Origin of the sequence: Sulfidibacter corallicola (assembly GCF_017498545.1) — a bacterium.
Taxonomy (GTDB): domain Bacteria; phylum Acidobacteriota; class Holophagae; order Acanthopleuribacterales; family Acanthopleuribacteraceae; genus Sulfidibacter; species Sulfidibacter corallicola.
On the sequence record NZ_CP071793.1, the window covers coordinates 398,685 to 416,127 of the forward strand.

Consider the following 17,443-nt stretch of genomic DNA (forward strand, 5'->3'; position numbering starts at 1 on the left):
TAATGCTCCTTGTCAGGGACAGCTCGTGTGGATGTTTCGGGGAATGACGCGCAGTCTGATGCCGCGTCGTCTGAGTTCCTGGCGCAGATGGCGCAGTGAGTGGCGGCAACCCGTGCCGCCTTGCGTACAGGGCGGAAAGCGAATTTGAAGGGTGACGGTCGTCCCCCTGAATTGTCGCGAGTTACTCAGGACATGGGAAAGCGCATGCATTTCGGCGTGGCACCAATTACCCATCGGCCCACTGCGCGTGTGTTGGCGAATCGAACGGTGAGACTGAGCGTGTCCTGCTCGCCAGGTGGCGTTGCCCTCGCCCCAGCCACTGACGAAGGCCATGCGCTGACCTTGCGGCGTCGTGACGATGGCCGAACACTTGTTGCTGGGCAAGTTCACCACCGAGCCGTTCGAACGCGTCATGGTTCCGTTTTGGTCGATGTTGAACGGCCCGCCACCGGAGCCGGCCAAACCATAGGGATCGATCCAAGTGTACGGGTTGTGGGCATATTGATAAAGGTGATTGTTGCCGTTCAGGCCAAGCGGATCTTCGCTGATGTAAAGTCCTTGATCTGGCATGTAATAGCGAAACCAGTTGTAGGCGAAGCCGGTCTCGTCGTCGAACCATTGTCCTTGATATCGGTGAGGTTGATCGCTGGATTCGGGGCTGCCGTCGACGGCTTTGAGCGCACCCCAGGTGTCGAACAGGCCGGCCCAATGGAGGTTGCCGCTGCCGTCCACCAGTTCGCGGGTCAACCCGATGGGTTCGTTGACGGCGAACAGGGTTTGGTCTTCGCGGGTGACCGCCAGCGGGCTGAAGGTGTGTTCTTCGCGCAGCCAGGTGGAAACTCGATCCGTGTCGTTGCGCCGTTCGATCACGTGGGCCACGGTCAGCGAATCCCAAACGTAGCGGCACTGAACGTCCGGCCCGGTGCGCACCGTGCGACGTCCCAGGGGGTCGTAGCTGTATTCCCAGACCTGGCCCTCGGGCGTTTCCACCTTGCGCAGCCGCTCCTCGGCGTCCCACTGGAAGGACCAGCACTTGCGGCTCCCGTCAGCGGCCACTTCCTCGCGTGCGACCATGCGTCCCGCGCGGTCGTAGCGGTAGCGGGTGCGGCCCGATTGTACGAGGGCGCCGCCGGGGCCGTAGGCACGCGGCTCACCGCTGTCGACCCATTGTTTGTTGTCGGCGTTGTCGTAGGCGAAGCGCTCTCGCGGCCGTCCGTTGCGATCCGATGCGATCGGCTGGTTGGTTTCGTCGAAACGATGGGCGAAGTCGCCCCAGCGTGCGTCCTCGACCCGAATCGGATTGCCGTTGGGATCGTAGGTGAAGCGCCGTTCGACCGTGGCGGCAGCGGCCGGATCGCGGGTGGCCAGGCGCTGTTCGGACAACAGGCCGCCGTCGTCGTAGCGGGTACTGAGAACGGCGCCGCCCGGCAGGAATCGCTCGATTTCGCGGCCCAACGGATCGCGGCGAAGGTTCACCGCGCCCTGGGGCATGCCGATCGACGTGATCTGGGAGTTGAGATCGTAACCGAACTGTACCAGGTCGCCCAGCGAGGTCCGCCGGGTCAGGCGGTCCGAAAGGCGGTTGTAGGTATTCTCGACATGGTGGTCGCCTTGAATCTCGCGAATCACCTGGCCGTAGCAATCGCGCTCCAGGTGAAGGCTGGCCTGGCTGTTTTCGGCCTTGATCAGATGGTGGCTGGGCGACCATTCGAAGGTTACCTGCTCTCCGTTCGGCAATTCCTTGCGGATCAGGCGGCCGCCGGCGTCGCGCTTCATCTCGATGCGCTCGCCCTCACCGTTGATGACCGCGCTGCAGAGACCGGCCTTGTCGCGTTCCATCGTCAGGACGGATCCGTTGAAGCGGGTCTCTTTGATTTTCCAGCCGTCCTCGTCGTACGTGTAGCTCATCCGCTCGCCGTTCTCGTTGATGACGGCGAGCAGCCGGCCCGGTTCCGTATCCCATTCGAAGCGGCGCTCCAGACCGCGGGCGTTGACGATGCCGGTCAGGTGGCCGTTGGGACCGTAATTGAAGCGAAGCTCGTGGTTGCGACCGTTGACGACCGAGGCGAGTCGTCCGGCGTGATCCCAAGTGAACCGGTTGGTCATGCCGTCGGGATAGGTGGTTTGGGTCAGGTGACCTTCGAAATCGTAGCTGTGGAGGGTCACTTTGCCGGTGGGATCGGTGAACGTGGTCATGTGCCCGCGGTCGTCGTATTCGAACTGACCCCAATTCCCGGCCCAATCACTGTGGGAGATGTTGTTGCCGCGCGCGTCGTAGCGGAATTTTTGGACCGCCCCTTCGGCATTTTCCACCCGCACCATGTCGCCGTTCGGATCCCATTCGTAGGTCCAACGCCCGCCTTTCGGATCGGTGGTGGCGACCAGGTATCCGCGTGCATCGTATTCGCGGGTCCATTTTTGGCCGTGGGCGTCGATCATGCGGGTGGGCAGGTGCAGTTCGTTGTACTGCAGGCGGTACCCATGCCCCAGGGGATCGGTGATCGCGACGGTGTGCCCCTCGCCGTCGTATTCGAAGGCCAGCACGCCGCCCTCGGGGTCGACTTCGCGAACCAGGCGCCCGGCGGAATCGAACTGCCAGGTGCTTTGTGCACCGGACGGTGAAATTTGCGCCTCGACCTGGCCACGCTCGTTCCATTGGTAGGTGGTGCGGTGCCCGTGTGAGTTCGTGACCACCGTGGTGCGGCTCATCTCGTCGTAACTCAGCTCGGTTTTCTGGTAATCGTCGATCCCACAGGAAGCGATGCAGCGATCCCGTTCATCGTAGGTGAACGAAAACGATCCCATGCCGCGCGGTGCATCATGCACCATTCGGTGTTTCTCGTCGTAGCCGTAGGTGTCCGGGCTGTTTCCGATATCGTAGGCTTCGGTCATGCGGCCCGTCGCGTCGTAGCTGTAACGGACCAGGGCGATGTCGCGGCCTTCGGCGTAGGTGGTGATTTCGGTCAGGCGTCGCGCTTCGCCGAATTGGCCGTAGTGGAACTGAAAGGTGCGCTTTTCCCGTGCCTGAACGACCGTCGTGGGGAAGCCGGCCCCGTCGTATTGGAACTCCAGGCGCCAGCCGGCGGGGTTCTCGATACGGGCCAGCGGCATGGGTTCCTCGTCGCCGGCATCACGGGCCGCGAAGAGGTAGATCTGGCTGGGATCGTCGTCCTGTCCGTATGCCAACACGCGATAGTGATCCTGAATCCGGCGCAGTTCCAGTCGGGACTCCGGTTGGATCAGGCGAAACGCCGCACGATCGTCGAAGGTATCGTCGTCCACATCGAAATAGTGGGTGATGCCGTTGCGGTCCCGAAAGGCGAAGCCGTCGAGATCGCGTGTCAGGGTGATGTCGTAGGAGGAAGACCAGCCGTGACCTAGAAAGGAAGGGGCTTCCTCCAGTTGGTCGGTGCCATAGCGGCGTTCCCAGACGAAAGGAACCGCACCGTGGAACAGGATGTCGGTTCGGGTGGTGAAAACGACACCGCTGGCGACGTCGATCGGATGGCCGACTGCTTTGCGGCCCGTAGATTTCAAAGACATGCGATGCTCTCTCTATATAAATAGTGTTCCGGTTTGAAGCTCGAGATATGGTAGGTGAACGCGGGGACTCATCGGCCGCCGGGGCACCGGGCGCATCGGGACCTGCCATTGCGGCCCTGACGACGGGCACGCAGGCCCTTGACCAGTTTCAGCAAGCCTTTGGCGATATCCATCCAGGAGGGCATGGGAAAGCCGCCGATCATCACGTTGGGCGAACCCATCGTGATCATGCCGGGCGTGCCGGGCGGGACGCAGATGTCCTTGCCCATGGCCGCGGTGGCCGCCATGGCCGCCACATCGGCCGCCAACTGTGCGGCCATCATGCTGGCGTTGAGCGCCAGGGCGCCGGCCATGTGGGAGTTGTCCGCTTCGACGGCTTCGATGGCGTCACCCGCGATACCCAACCCGGTGGCCACCATGCCGCCGATCATCGCGGCCTTCATCGCCTTTTGCATGGCGGCCGCGGCACCGCGAGCGGCCGCGGCGGGAGAGGGGACCGGTTTGCAGTGAAAGGTGACGTCGGTGACGCGGGCGGCGCGGGCGCCGGCGATGAACACGTTCGACGAGCCGGTGAAAATTTCGTAGAAGGGCGGCAGGCCGCAGCAGGTGGGTGCCAGGCCGATGTCGCCGGCGCGGGCGGCCGGCTTGCTGTTGACCAGCACTTGGACCGAGGTACCCAGCAGCACGTTGCCGATCGACGGCAGGGGCGTGGGGGGAATCGGCGGTGGTCCGCTGGGTGGGTGCAGCACGTGGGCGTGGGGTGCACCGATGGCCAGGGAGCCGAGGGTGGCGGCGGGAAAGCTCGGCAAGGCGTTGGCGATGAAGTTGGTGGCTTTGGCGAACCCTTCGTTGACCAACATCACCGCTTGGGCCGGTGCGGTCACGACCTTGTTGATGCCGTTGGCGATGTCGTGCAGCACGTTGGTGGGTCGGGCGGAAGGTTCGGGGCGTGGTGCGGCGGGTAGATTGGCCATGTTTATCCCTCCTCTGCCGGACGTTGCTTGAGCTGCTTCAACTCGTCGCCGATCGCGGCGGCTTTGTCTTTCTGTCGCGCCTGTTTGTAGCCGCGCTCCAGGTGCTTGAGGTTGACTTTCAGCAGTCCGTCCATCTCGCAGCCGCGACACAGAGTGACCGCGTTCTCCCAGCTTTGTACGGCCGCCTCGTGTTTCTTTTGTTTCTCTTGGGCCAGTCCCTTCTTTTCCAACATCTGGGCCTTGCCCTCGGCGTCGAGCAGGTGGGTGGCGAGTGTCTCCGCGTGGCCGTAACATTCCTCGGCCATGGGGTAGTTCTTGCGCTTGTAGGTCACGTCGCCGAGATTCTTGACGATCGTGTAGAACACCACGTGTTCGGAGCTTTGGGTGACTTCGGGCACCGCGCATTCATAATAGTGTTGGGCGCGGGCCAGGTCGTTGATGCGGTGGTGGACATCGCCCATGCCGTTGAGAACCAGGGCCTGCATGCCGTGGTTCTCGGTGCTCTGGTAATGGCCGAGCAGCGTGTTGTACTTGTGGAGTGCGGCTTTGCTGCGGTTGTAGGCGTAGTCCCGTTGGGCCAGCAGCAGCAGGGCTTCCATGCGCTTTTCGATGGGCTGGTTCTCGTCTTCCATCTGTTCCTGGCTGGCTTGGTCCAGGGCTTCCGCGCTGAAGTCCACCGGATGGAGGACGACGCGCGGTGCCTCGACCAATCCGTTGCGGTGGCGTTTGGCCTTGGGGTGGTCGCGGAAGATCAGGCGCAAGTGCCGCATCCAGGGTTTGACGCCTTCTCGCGGAGAGAATGCCTGGATCAGTTGGTACCAGCCGCGCATGTCGACGATCTGGGTGGGGAACAGCACCCAAACCAGGCGATGCCCGCCACAGCAGGGCATGAGCGAGCGGCTGTACTCGATGCCTTCGAGGAGCCGCTCGGCCGGGTCGCGGCCGCTGTCGAACACCGACTCGGGTGGTCCCGGGATGGGGTCTTTTTCCTGTTCCTTCAACCAATCGGCGGCGAGCGCGTGCTCCTCGCGCAGCCGTTCCATGACCACGTCCACGAAGGCGCCGGGGTGATGGAAGGCATCGGCGAACATCAGGAACACGTCGCTGGGGGAGGCTTGTTCCACGTCGCGGATGAGCTTCAACACCACCGGAACGTCGTTGTCGCTGCAGTTCACCAGTTGGATCAGGTCACGTCGTTGCTCCACGAAGCAGGTGAAATTCTGCCTGGCCTCGGCAAAGAGTTGTTCCATGGCAATGACCTCGGCCTATCGACGGCGCGCGGCTGCATGCCGCGCGGGTCGCGTCTGTCCGTCACATGACTCGAACGGGTGGACGGCTTCGTGCGCCGTCCCACGTCGAGCGCTGGAAGTCCATATCATAAGTGCTCCTGAAACAGGTGGTTGCGGCGACCCGACTCGGCCCTTTATGGACAGAATCGCGTCGAATCCCGCGTCCGATACACGGTCAGCGCAGCGAGACCTCCATGTTGGGAAACCTCGCTTCGCGATGCGCGCATCACCGCCAGCCACCAGAGATAAAATAGGTTTCGTGTCCATCCAGAAGGGCCTCGCCTCCAACTCCACGGAAGGTCGCGCTGGACGGCCACGAGATAAGGCTTCGGCATTCAGGCCGTGGGGAAACAGTGATTCTCATCGCTATTCCCACACCTGGTATGTGACGCCTGAAACCGATCGGTTTCGAGCCGCTTCCCGAATCGTGCAAACCGCTCGAAAACTCATCGCTACTGGATTGAGACTATTAGGTTTTAGCACTCTTTTTGGGGAAATTCAACGCGGCCCTGAATTTGTGTTTCGGCGGGCTGTCAGAGCGACTGTTTTTTGAAGGGGTTGACGAAAGTTGAGGGTGGGGAGAATGCGAGATTGCGCGCGAGGAGTCGGTGTTCCCAAGGTCGTGCCCATCTGGAAACGGAATTTGGAGCTATCGAAGCGGCCTGACTGGATGGATGCAGAGAACGCTATGGCCAGAAGCTTTAAATGCGCCCACCTTCCCGCTTCAATGGCCGTCCCTGTTCGTCGAAGCAGGAAGATGCCGTTCCCGCAAAGCCCTCGATCAATGCCTTCAGCACTTCGGGATGGTCCTGAAAAACCACCATCCATACCGTCCAAAACCCGCGATGTTTTGCGATGTCCAATAAATCTGTGAGAATGTCGTCCCAGTTTGCGCCATTTTGGCGTGCTTTCTCGACGTTGTTCAAATGCCTCTTGGCCGTGTGCCAAATGGCGCGTCGCAGCGCTTTTCTCGTATCCGACTTGGAATCTTCCTGATTGAATCGGAACATCCCGATCGTGTTCTGCGCCTTTGCGAGGACATTCGCCGGATGACTTGTATCCGCATCGATGTCACCATTCTCTCGGTATTCAAATGCGAGCATGGTGTTGTCGCGATCTGGCCAGAGGAATGCGTCGAGGTCGAAATCTCGACCGGGTTTGGCGTTTGATGGGGGTTTGCCATCGAATTGGGTTTTATGGGAATTGCACATGGTGCATGAAATCAAGAGATTGGTCCAAGTATTTCTTAAGCTCGGTCGATATGCCTTTGCGATTTTGTGCTCGATTGCCCGATTGGCTCCCAAGCCGATAAACAATTCGCAATAGGAGCAATAGGGCCCAATTCGCTCGACCAGGTATACTTTCGCATCTCCATAATCTTTGGAAAGATCGCTTTCGCCGGCCCTCCATTGCGAGGGACAGAGACCTTTCTCCACGGGTCTCAATTCGAATCCCCAAGCCCTTGGGCACGGCGCTCCAAACGCAGCGCCGCTTGGAAGGCGGGATCGTGCCCGAAGAGTTCCATCTCCTTCATGAGCTGATTCAATTCGGCAATACGTTCTTGTCGTTCGGCTCCCCGTGCATTCTTGGCGCGATCCATCGCCTCGAAGTATCGCTCCGCCGCGTCGATTTTCTCGAAATACCGCCTGCTGCGTTGAGGGTTTTCGACCCCTTGGTAAATTTCCGCGATGTCTTCGATTCCCAGGGTGTCGGTGCTCCCGGGGAGTGCGCCATCCTCTTCGGTGAGACGGATGGTGTAATCCTCCGTTGGGTTGAGTGCCTGAATGATAAAGGGGGAGTGGGTCGTTGCGATGAACTGGACCTTGGGGAAGCATCTTTTCAAATCTCCGACCACTCGGCGCTGCCAGTTTGGATGAAGATGGAGGTCGATTTCGTCGATGAGGACGATTCCTTCGGTGCGCTGCAGAGCCTCGCCGCCATAGAAGGGATTCAACTTACAGCAACGGGAGCCGAGATCGGCAATCATGCCCATCATGTTGCGTTCACCATCGCTGAACTTTTCGATGGGTAGGTTTCGACCATCGGAAAATTGGGCGCAGATGGCTTTTTCTTTTCCGTCGTAAAAAAAGGATTCGCATCCTGGCAAACACTTCTGAATGGCCCGCTTGATGGCACCCAGGACTTCGTCGGGCTTGTCGCCGCGACTGGTGTTTTGAAAATTGGCGAATTCCTGGTCGATGAACCACCGAATGAATTGCTTTTCGTTGGAAGCCGGATCGAGACTGTCCGAATATGCCGCCAGTCGGGACTCGGCCTTACCCAAGCTCGTGGTACGGTCTTGCTTCTGAAGCCACAAGCGACCGGTTCCGTAGTAGGCGATCACTGGCAGGGGCGTAGGTTTGCCCTCCATGACGTTTTTCTGCAAAGAGCTCGAAACATTTAGTATAGGTCTGGCCTTGATGCGATCCGTTCGCGACGATCCGGTCTTTAGACGACGCTCCCATTCGAGAGGCTTTCCCGAAACGTGCCCGTGGGCGCCGATCACCACGGGGTATTGAGGTTCGCGGTTGACGCCTTGGCCGTTGTCCCACCTGACGGTCTTCAGGCGAACCTCGTCCTGACGAATGTGGCGGCTGGGTGCATCGGCGAATTTGAGAAAAAGAGAGCCGATCGCGATCGTCAATGCGTCCAGAATTGCCGTCTTTCCACTGCCGTTATCGCCAATCAGCAGATTGAAAGTCGGGCCAAACGAGAACGATTGGTCGTCGAACCCTTTGAAATTCTGCAGTCGCAGAGAATCGATTCGCAAAGAGTACCCCCAAGGCATTCTTCCGGGATCAAAGGATCCTGATTATCGCTTGGTATCGAGAAAACGACGTGTTGGGTGTCCTTTTATCGATGGAAATTTCCACCGAAAGGCTTCGGGATCATTCTAGGACACTTGGGATTGGCGCCCCAACGAAAAAAGCCGGACCGCGGCGGGGGACCGCGATCCGGCTCGAGGCTCCGGATAGGACCACGGGAGGGTCCGGGGGTACAGGAAATGTGAGGGCGACGCCCGGCGTCGCCCCGAATCGTTCGGATTAAAGCGGGTAACCGCCCTTGTTGATCACGGCCGCGGCCACATCGCGGCGAATGGCCACGGTGTTCACCGGCTGGTGCTTCAGCAGGCGGCGCAGTGCGGCGTTCATGGTCATCAGGGCGTCGCCCTCTTCGATGGCGGCCAGGGCCGTCTTGGCGATGGGACCGATGCGCTCGATCGAGTCGTGGATGAAGGCCTTGGTCATCTTGATCATCAGCTCGGCGGCTTCTTCCCCGTCCTTCTCGGCCTTTTTCAGCGTGCGCTGCAGTGCCGATTCCATCACGTAGGTCTCGGTGAAGATGTCGGCCGCCATGGCCAGCAGTTCCTGCTCGTGCTCGATCTTTTCCATGAACTTCTGGAAGCCGGCGCCAGCGATGAACATGCCGATCTTCTTGGCGTTCTCCACCACTTTCTTCTCGTCCGCCAACAGGCTCATGTCCTGGTCGAAGTCGAAGGAAGGCATGCCCATCAGTTCGCCCATCAGCGCCTGAACCTTCTCCATCAAGGGCAGTTCGCCCTTCATGGCCTTTTTGATCAGCATGTCGACGGTCAACAGGCGGTTGATTTCGTTGGTGCCTTCGAAGATCCGGTTGATGCGGCTGTCGCGGTAGATGCGCTCTACCTCGTACTCCGCACTGTAGCCGTAGCCGCCGTGAATCTGAACGGCTTCGTCGGCCACGTAGTCCAGGGCCTCGGAGCCGGCCACTTTGGCCATGGCGCATTCGATCGCGTATTCGCGAATGCTCTTCAGGATGCGCTCCGCCGCGCCTTGCTCGTTGAAGTCGATGTCTTCCAGAGCCGCGCTGATGTAGCCGGCCGAACGGTAGACCATCGATTCGGTGGCGAAGGTGCGGATCGCCATTTCACCCAGCTTGTGTTTGATGACGCCGAACTCGGTGATCGATTTTTCGAAGGCCTTGCGGTCGATCGCGTATTTGGTGGAGCACTCCAGGGCCTGCTTGCAGCCGCCCACGGCCGCGCCACCCAGCTTGAAGCGACCGATGTTGAGGATGTTGAAGGCGATCTTGGCACCGTCGCCCGGCTGCCCCAGCAGGTTGCCGACGGGAACCTTCACGTCGTCCAGGTTGAGCATGCGGGTGGAAGAGGCCTTGATGCCCATTTTCTTCTCTTCCGCGGCCACGCTGACGCCTTCCCAGGCGCTTTCGACGATGAAGGCCGAGAACTGCTCGCCGTTGATCTTGGCGAACACGATGAAGAGGTCGGCGAAGCCGGCGTTGGTGATCCACATCTTGTTGCCGTTGAGCACGTAGTGCTGGCCGTCTTCGCTCAGGACCGCCTTGGTGCGGGCGTTCATGGCGTCGGAACCGGAACTGGTTTCGGTGAGGGCGTAGGCCGCCAGGATCTCGCCGCTGGCCAGGCGCGGCAGGTACTTGGTGCGCTGTTCCTCGTTGCCGAAATAGGTGATCGGCATGGTGCCGATGCCCGTGTGGGCACCCAGGCTGACCATGAAGCCGGCGTGCTTGATCAGCTTTTCACCGACGAAGGTGGCGGTCGTTTTCTTCAGATCCATGCCGCCGTAGGCTTCGGGGACCTCGGCCGCCAGGAAACCCAATTCACCGGCTTTCTTGAGCATGGCGACCATGTCTTCGTTACGGCCTTCTTCCAACTTCTTGATGTTGGGCACCACTTCGCCTTCCACGAAGTCGGCGACGGTATCCGCGAGATCGTGATCGTCCTCGGTCAGATCTTCCGGAGTGAAGATCTCGGCCAGCGGGTGCGCTTCCGTCAGGAAGCTACCGCCCACAATCAAACTTTTTTTCTTTTCCTTTTCAGCTACTGTCATGTTCAGAGTCCTCCCCTTAAGAAACCAGTTCGAATAGACCGGCGGCGCCCATGCCGCCCCCCACGCACATCGTCACAATGCCGTACTTCACGTCGCGACGGCGCATCTCGTGAACGAGCGTGGCCGTCAGCTTGGCGCCCGTGCAGCCCAGCGGGTGGCCGAGCGCGATCGCGCCGCCGTTGACGTTGACGATTTCCTCGTTGAGGCCCAGGTCGCGAATCACCATCAGCGATTGCGCCGCAAAGGCCTCGTTCAATTCAAAAAGGCCGATGTCTTCGAGCTTGAGACCGACCTTGTCGAGCAGTTTGGGGACAGCCAGTGCCGGTCCGATCCCCATGATTTCCGGACGGCAGCCGGTGGTGGCGTAGTCCACGAAGCGAGCCATCGGCTTGAGGCCGAGCTCTTCGACCTTGCGCTCGCTCATCAGGACGGCCGCCGCGGCGCCGTCGGACATTTGCGAGCTGTTTCCGGCCGTAACCGAACCGGTCATCTTGAAGGCCGGTTTCAGCTTGGCCAGGCCGGCCATGTCGGATGCGCGCGGTCCCTCGTCCTGCTTGACGGTGAGGGTGCGCGTGTCGACCTTGCGGCCGTTTTTGGTGTTGATCGTCACCGGAACGGGCACGATCTCTTCTTCGAAGCGTCCTTCGGCAATCGCCTTGAGCGCCTTGTTGTGGCTTTCCAGCGCGAATCCATCCTGGTCTTCCCGCGAGACGTCGTACTTTTCGGCCACTTTCTCGGCCGTCAGGCCCATGTTGATGTAGACCTCGGGTGCGTTTTCCACCAGGTAGGGATTCGGGGCGATCTTGTTGCCGCCCATGGGAATCATGCTCATGGTTTCGGTGCCGCCGGCCAGGATCGCGTCGGCGTCGCCGTTTTTGATGCGGTCGGCACCGAAGGCGATGGCCTGCAACCCGGAGGCGCAGAACCGGTTGATGGTCAGGGCCGGAACCGTGTCCGGCAGGCCGGCGCGCATTTGCGCGATCCGCGCCACGTTCATGCCCTGCTCGGCTTCGGGCATCGCGCAGCCCAAGATGATGTCTTCGATGTCGGCGGGATTCAGGCCTTTGGCCCGATCGACCGCCTCTTTCATGGCTACCGCCGCCAAGTCGTCGGGGCGGGTGTGGACGAAGCTGCCCTTGTTGGCTTTTCCAACCGGCGTTCTCACCGTCGATACGACATATACATTGCCCATGTGTTCCTCCCCTTAGTTCCGCAACGGTTTGTTGGTGGTCAGCATGTGGTGGATGCGTTCCAGTGTCTTGCGCTCACCGGTCAGGCGCAGGAAGGCTTCGCGCTCCAGGTCCAACATGTCTTGTTCGGTCATGGTCTGGCCGGGCGTCAGGTTGCCGCCGGTCAGGATACGGCCCAGGTGGGTGGCGATGGTTTTGTCGTGGGGCGTGATGTAGCCGCCTTCTTCCATCATGTACAGGGCCATTTTCAGTGCCGCGAACCCGGGCTCGCCCAGGATCGGGATGTCGTTGGGAACGGGGGGCGGTGTGTAACCGGCCGCGGCCAGGCCCAGCACCTGTTTCTTGGCTGCCGTGACCAGTGCATCGCCGTTGAGGGTGATGCCGTCGGTATCTTTCAGGAAGCCCAGATCGCGAGCTTCTTCGCCGGAAGTCGAGACCTTGGCCATGCCGATGGCCTCGAACACTTTCTGCAGGGCGGGCAACAGGTTCTTTTCGCCGCGTTTGTGTGCCTGGTAGACGTGGCGCAGGAACATTTCCTTGGTGCCGCCGCCGGCGGGAATCAAACCGACACCCACTTCGACCAGACCCATGTAGGTTTCGGCCGAGGCCTGGATCGCGTCGCCGTGCAGACTGAACTCGCAGCCGCCGCCCAGGGTCAGGCCGTAGGGCGCGACCACGACGGGGCGCTTGCAGTAGCGCAGGCTGGTGGTTGCGCGCTGGAAGCCGCGGACCATCAGGTCGATGTCTTCGAAGTTCCCTTCCTGGGCCTCCATCAGCAGCAGCATCAGGTTGGCGCCGGCCGAGAAGTTACCACCCTGGTTGGCGACCACCAGGCCTTCCCAACCCTGCTCCTCGGCGATCTTCACCGCCTGGGCGGTCATGCCGATCGTGTCGCCGCCGATGGCGTTCATTTTCGAGTGGAATTCGAGGCACAGGACTCCGTCGCCCAGATCCACCAGGCTCGCGCCGGCGGACGTTTTGACGATCTTGGTCTTGTCTTTTTTGTGGTCGGCCAGGATCAGGACGTTGGGACGTTCGGGAACCGCGGCCATTTCCTTGCCGTCGAAGTACTTGGCTTGGGGTGTGGCGAGGTCGTAGAAGGAGGTCACGCCCTGGTCGAGCATGTCGCGCACCAGCTTGGGAACCTCGCGGCCTTCCGCTTCCAGTTTCTCGGCTACCTTGGCGACGCCCAGGGCGTCCCAGGTCTCGAAGGGACCCAACTCCCAGTTGAAGCCCCAGCGCATGGCGCGGTCGACGTTGACGATGTCGTCGGCCACTTCTCCCAGGCGATTGACCGAGTAGACCAACACTTCGGAAAGCGTTTTCCAGACGAATTTGCCGACGCGGTCCTCGCTGAAGCTCACTTTCGCGATGCGTTCGACGACGTCCTCGATGTTTTTGAACATCTCGATGCTGGGCAGCTTGACTTTGGCTTTGGGGCGGTATTCCAGCGTTTCCAGATCCAGCGTCTGAATTTCCCGCTTACCGCCGGGGCCCTTGCTCTTCTTGTAGAAACCGCTGCCGGACTTGTTGCCGAGCAGGCCTTTTTCCACCATTTGCTTGACGAAGGGCGGGATCTTGAAGAGGTCGCGTTTTTCGTCTTCGGGGGCCGCTTCGTAGAGGTTCTCGGAAACGTGGACGAAGGTGTCCAGGCCCACCAGGTCGGCGGTGCGGAACACGGCCGATTTGGGGCGGCCGGTCAGGGGACCCATGATCTTGTCCACTTCTTCGATGCCGTACTCGTCTTCGATCATGGTGTGGATCACGGCCATCATGGCCATGACGCCGATGCGGTTGGCGATGAAGTTGGGGCAGTCCTTGGCGAAGACGACGCCTTTGCCGAGGGTGGTCTCGCCGAACTCGTGGAAGGATTTCAGCAGTTCCGGATCGGTTTTGGGTCCGGGAATCACTTCCAGCAATTTCATGTAGCGCGGGGGGTTGAAGAAGTGGGTGCCGAAGAAACGGGGCTGGATGTCTTCGGGGAGGACCTCGGAAAGTTCGTTGATGGGGATGCCCGAGGTATTGGAGGTGAGGAGGGCGCTCTTGTCGAGGTGGGGGAGAATGCTTTCGAAAAGCTTGTGCTTGATCTTGATGTCTTCCTTGACGACTTCGATGACCCAATCGGCGTCGCTGAGGAGTGCGAGATCATTTTGAAAATTCCCGGTTTGAATGCGGGAGAGCCAAGGTCTGAAGAAGATGGGAGAGGGCTTGGCTTTTTTCATGGTGTTGACGGCCAAATCGGCCAGGTTCACCTGTTTGCCGTCTTTGTCGATCTGGAGATCGAGCAGGACGACATCGCAGCCGGCGTTGACGAGGTGCGCGGCGATGGTGGCGCCCATCACGCCGGCACCGAGAACGGCGACCTTCTGAATTTCCTTCACGAGATACCTCCGTAGATGAATGCTCATTCATTTTAGCTTCAATATGCCGATCTTTCCGCATCTTGTCAAGAAAACAAATGAACACCAGTTCAGTCGAAATGTGTGAGCTGGGTTGCCACGTGTCGAGCGGGGGTTTACAGCTTGCGTCAGGATCAACCCATTCGGGACAAGGCGTTTAAGTGCTTTCGGTGCTGGGGTTTCGAGACTCGGGGCCGGCGCTTGACGCGGGATTGTAAAGCCTGTGTAGCCTTGGCGCTTGTTTCGCGTTGGTTTTTATTTTAACAAACCGAAGTGGCCCGCAACAAGAACTGAACCGCAATTCACTGCCGCGATGCGTCAGATTTTTCTCGGCGCACCGCCCGCTTCTCGCGTCGGACAACTTTCTCGGTGGCGCGCTTCCCTTCCGCGACCGACCCAATTTGGGTATTCCCAAGCGGGCCGACTTCGGGTGAAAATAGACGGATTCGCCTTTTGCCTTCGTTGTGGACGGTTGGCTCGAACGCTCCGAATGGGTTCGGCTGCCGCGCGGCAGGGGCAGGTGGGTTTCCGGGCCAGGTCACCCGGGGCATCGATGCGAGTTCAATGGTACCGCTGGCGGTGCCCAAGAAAGGAACCAGGTGAAGATGGCGTCCAAAAACGGTTCGATCCGCGAGATCAAAAAGCTCGAGAAAAAGCAGCGCATTCACGAGGCGGCCATTCGTGTCATGGCGCGCAACGGGTATCACGGTACGACCGTGTCCCAGATCGCCAAGGCCGCACGGGTGGCCGACGGCACCCTTTACCTTTATTTCGAGAACAAAGACGATTTGCTGGTGGGTATCTTCGACGAGATCATGGATCGCTTCATCAGCGAGGGGTTGTCGGTCATCGACGAGATGGCGGACCCGATCGAGAAGCTCAAGCGAATCGTGGAGTTGCACCTGAAGGCACTGGGATCGGACGAAGACCTTGCCTGCATCTTCCAAATCGAATTGCGTCACAACATTCACCACATGAAGCGCTTTTCCCAGAGCAAGTTACGGCAATACTTCAACATCGTGGAACGGGTGATTCGCGACGCCCAGGAGCAGGGCCACATCCGGTCCGAGGTCAATCCTTGGATTACGGCCAAGCTGTTGTTCGGCGCGGTTGACGAAATGGCCACCAATTGGGTGCTGCGAACCCGCGATTACAATCTGATCGACATGGCCAAACCGACCTTGGACATTTTCCTCAACGGTCTCTGCACCAATCACGAGGAACCGCAGTCCGAGGCTTCGATCGAGGAAGGGCGCCAGACGTTGCCCTGAGGCGTCTCGCCTTTCAACCCTGGACCCGCTCGCGCGGTTTTGGATCGACATGGCTTCCGTGAAGGACGGGTGGGGATCTCGGCATCGCTCTCGAAAGAGAAAGCCCGAGCCGGAGTGAACATGCCGGCTCCTCGCGGATCCCGAGGACAGGAATCCATGTCTCGGTCCTGCGCTCGCAGGACCCCTGTAGGCCTGAATGGAACGTGGAGAACGCGGTGATGGGGCTTTTCTCATCGGGGTCACTTCCCGTCGATCCGCGGTTGGCCAACGTCCTGGATCCGCGGTAAGCTTGACGCGTTATCCGCCACCCGGTTCGAATCTCCAACAGGAACGAAGCGCCCATGGACAAGCTGGCCCTCCTTCCCATGTTCATCTCCGCCGCTCTGATCCTGTCGCGCGGCTATCACTGGGCGTTTCTATACTTCTATATACCGCTGATGGTGTTCGTCCCGACCTACCTTCACTGGGACGGGCCCGGCGTGCCACCGATCACCTTCTACCTGGCCGCGTTCATTCCCTTCTTGTTTCAGCGGGAGACCCTTCGTTCGGTCCTCGAGGATTTCCATTGGTTGGACATCTTCGTCTACATGTGGACCTTCTTCGTCGCGCTGAGCGAGTTGGTCAACGAGTCTCTGGCCTCGGCCCGCCAAATGGTGTTTTTGGATCTCTTTTACCAGATCGGTCCCTACCTGGCCGCCAAGCACCTGGCCCTGCGCAACAAGGAGAGCGCCGGCCTGGCCCAGCGCTACGTGGGCGTGATGGTGCTGGTGGCGATCCTCAGCCTGTACGAGTTTCGCATGGGCCAGAACTTCTTCATGAGGGTGCGCGACTTCTGGCCGGTTTACGATACCGGCATGGGCGGTGTCTTCGTCTACCCGCGTTGGGGGTTCTTCCGAATTCAGGGTCCCTTCGTGCACTCGATCATTTGCGCCCTGGCCTATACGCTCGTGTGGCCGCTCTCGCTGTGGCTCGCCCAGACCAAGCAGGGCGGCAGCACCGCCAAAGCCTGGTTCTACGCCTTCTGGTGCTGGTGGGGCTTGATGATGACGATGAGCCGCGGACCCATGATCGGTGGTTATCTGGCCGCAGGCCTGTACGCGATGGGTCAGTCGAAGTTCCGCCTCCAGCTCTTTATCACCGCGGTCTTTTTCGCGGCGCTGTTGTCGATCCCGATCAGTTTCAAGGTCGCCGAATACATGAGCCTGACGCGTGAGACGGCCACCTCCGAATCCCAAGAAACGGTCATCTACCGCAAAGACCTCATTTTCAATTACATAGGCTACATTCAGGAAAGGCCCTACCTGGGTTACGGTTTTCTGAATCTGCCTCAGGTGGGCGATCAGAAGTCGATCGACAACGCCTACATCCTGTGGGGCTTGAGCTGGGGCGTCTTTCCCGTGATCGCGATTTTGTTCTTGGGAGGTGGCGCCATCATCTCGTTGGCCAAGCTGGGCTTCAACAGTCGCATCGACGAGAAGCCGCGCAAGCTCGCCTGGGCCATCGCGGGCGGCATGGCGGGTTCCATGTTCACCATCGCCACCGTTTATTTCGCCTACCCCACGAATACCATGTTCTACATTTGGGCCGGTTGGGGTGCGGGCCTGTTGATCGCCAACAAGCGCAAACAGCTCCTTCCCGAGGAAGAAGATGAATCAAGGGAAGCGGGAGGTGGCGAAAAGGGCCAGGCGACCGATGCCCAAACGGAGCGCGAACCGGAAATGGTGATTCTGTGATCACCCGAGCACCCGTCCTTTTTTTAGGATTCCGCGCTTTACAGGTGTTTGTGTTCGCGTGAGAATCGTTTTAATTTCACTTCGCCGAGATCACCGGAGCCGTAGCTCTTTTCATGTGCTCTGTCTTTACGTAATTCGTTCGATTGTCAGGCAGGTATTCGGCGTTTCATTTCATTTCCCGAACCCCAGGAGGATCC

The 17,443-nt window shown here is 59.9% G+C and carries 10 protein-coding genes; 2 read left to right on the forward strand and 8 right to left on the reverse strand.

Going from position 1 to position 17,443, the window contains the following annotated elements; genetic code table 11:
* Window positions 1-12: 12 nt before the first annotated feature.
* The 8 genes from J3U87_RS01210 to J3U87_RS01245 all read right to left on the reverse strand — a co-directional run bounded on the left by J3U87_RS01210 (window position 13) and on the right by J3U87_RS01245 (window position 14,224).
* Window positions 13-3,543 (reverse strand): RHS repeat-associated core domain-containing protein, encoded by a 3,531-nt coding sequence (locus tag J3U87_RS01210; RefSeq protein WP_237381200.1) that lies wholly within the window; start codon window positions 3,541-3,543, stop codon window positions 13-15.
* Between the two features lie 68 nt (window positions 3,544-3,611).
* Window positions 3,612-4,517, reverse strand: coding sequence for a PAAR domain-containing protein (locus tag J3U87_RS01215; protein ID WP_237381201.1), 906 nt, complete (start codon window positions 4,515-4,517; stop codon window positions 3,612-3,614).
* A 2-nt stretch (window positions 4,518-4,519) separates the two neighbouring features.
* Window positions 4,520-5,767 (reverse strand): hypothetical protein, encoded by a 1,248-nt coding sequence (locus J3U87_RS01220; protein ID WP_237381202.1) that lies wholly within the window; start codon window positions 5,765-5,767, stop codon window positions 4,520-4,522.
* Between the two features lie 740 nt (window positions 5,768-6,507).
* Window positions 6,508-7,242, reverse strand: a complete 735-nt coding sequence (locus tag J3U87_RS01225) for an HNH endonuclease (RefSeq protein WP_237381203.1) — start codon at window positions 7,240-7,242, stop codon at window positions 6,508-6,510.
* Window positions 7,243-7,247: 5 nt separating this feature from the next.
* The gene (locus tag J3U87_RS01230) at window positions 7,248-8,576 is read right to left on the reverse strand and encodes an AAA family ATPase (RefSeq protein WP_237381204.1); all 1,329 of its coding nucleotides are present in this window, start codon (window positions 8,574-8,576) and stop codon (window positions 7,248-7,250) included.
* Between the two features lie 274 nt (window positions 8,577-8,850).
* Window positions 8,851-10,653 carry an acyl-CoA dehydrogenase family protein gene (locus J3U87_RS01235; protein WP_237381205.1) on the reverse strand — a complete coding sequence of 601 codons (1,803 nt, stop codon included), beginning with the start codon at window positions 10,651-10,653 and terminating at the stop codon, window positions 8,851-8,853.
* Window positions 10,654-10,669: 16 nt separating this feature from the next.
* Window positions 10,670-11,845 carry an acetyl-CoA C-acyltransferase gene (locus J3U87_RS01240; protein ID WP_237381206.1) on the reverse strand — a complete coding sequence of 392 codons (1,176 nt, stop codon included), beginning with the start codon at window positions 11,843-11,845 and terminating at the stop codon, window positions 10,670-10,672.
* 12 nt (window positions 11,846-11,857) lie between these two features.
* Window positions 11,858-14,224, reverse strand: coding sequence for a 3-hydroxyacyl-CoA dehydrogenase/enoyl-CoA hydratase family protein (locus J3U87_RS01245; protein ID WP_237381207.1), 2,367 nt, complete (start codon window positions 14,222-14,224; stop codon window positions 11,858-11,860).
* A 623-nt stretch (window positions 14,225-14,847) separates the two neighbouring features.
* Here J3U87_RS01245 and J3U87_RS01250 point away from each other — a divergent pair.
* Window positions 14,848-15,513, forward strand: coding sequence for a TetR/AcrR family transcriptional regulator (locus J3U87_RS01250; RefSeq protein WP_237381208.1), 666 nt, complete (start codon window positions 14,848-14,850; stop codon window positions 15,511-15,513).
* A gap of 341 nt (window positions 15,514-15,854) precedes the next feature.
* Window positions 15,855-17,246, forward strand: a complete 1,392-nt coding sequence (locus J3U87_RS01255; protein WP_237381209.1) for an O-antigen ligase family protein — start codon at window positions 15,855-15,857, stop codon at window positions 17,244-17,246.
* Window positions 17,247-17,443 lie beyond the last annotated feature (197 nt).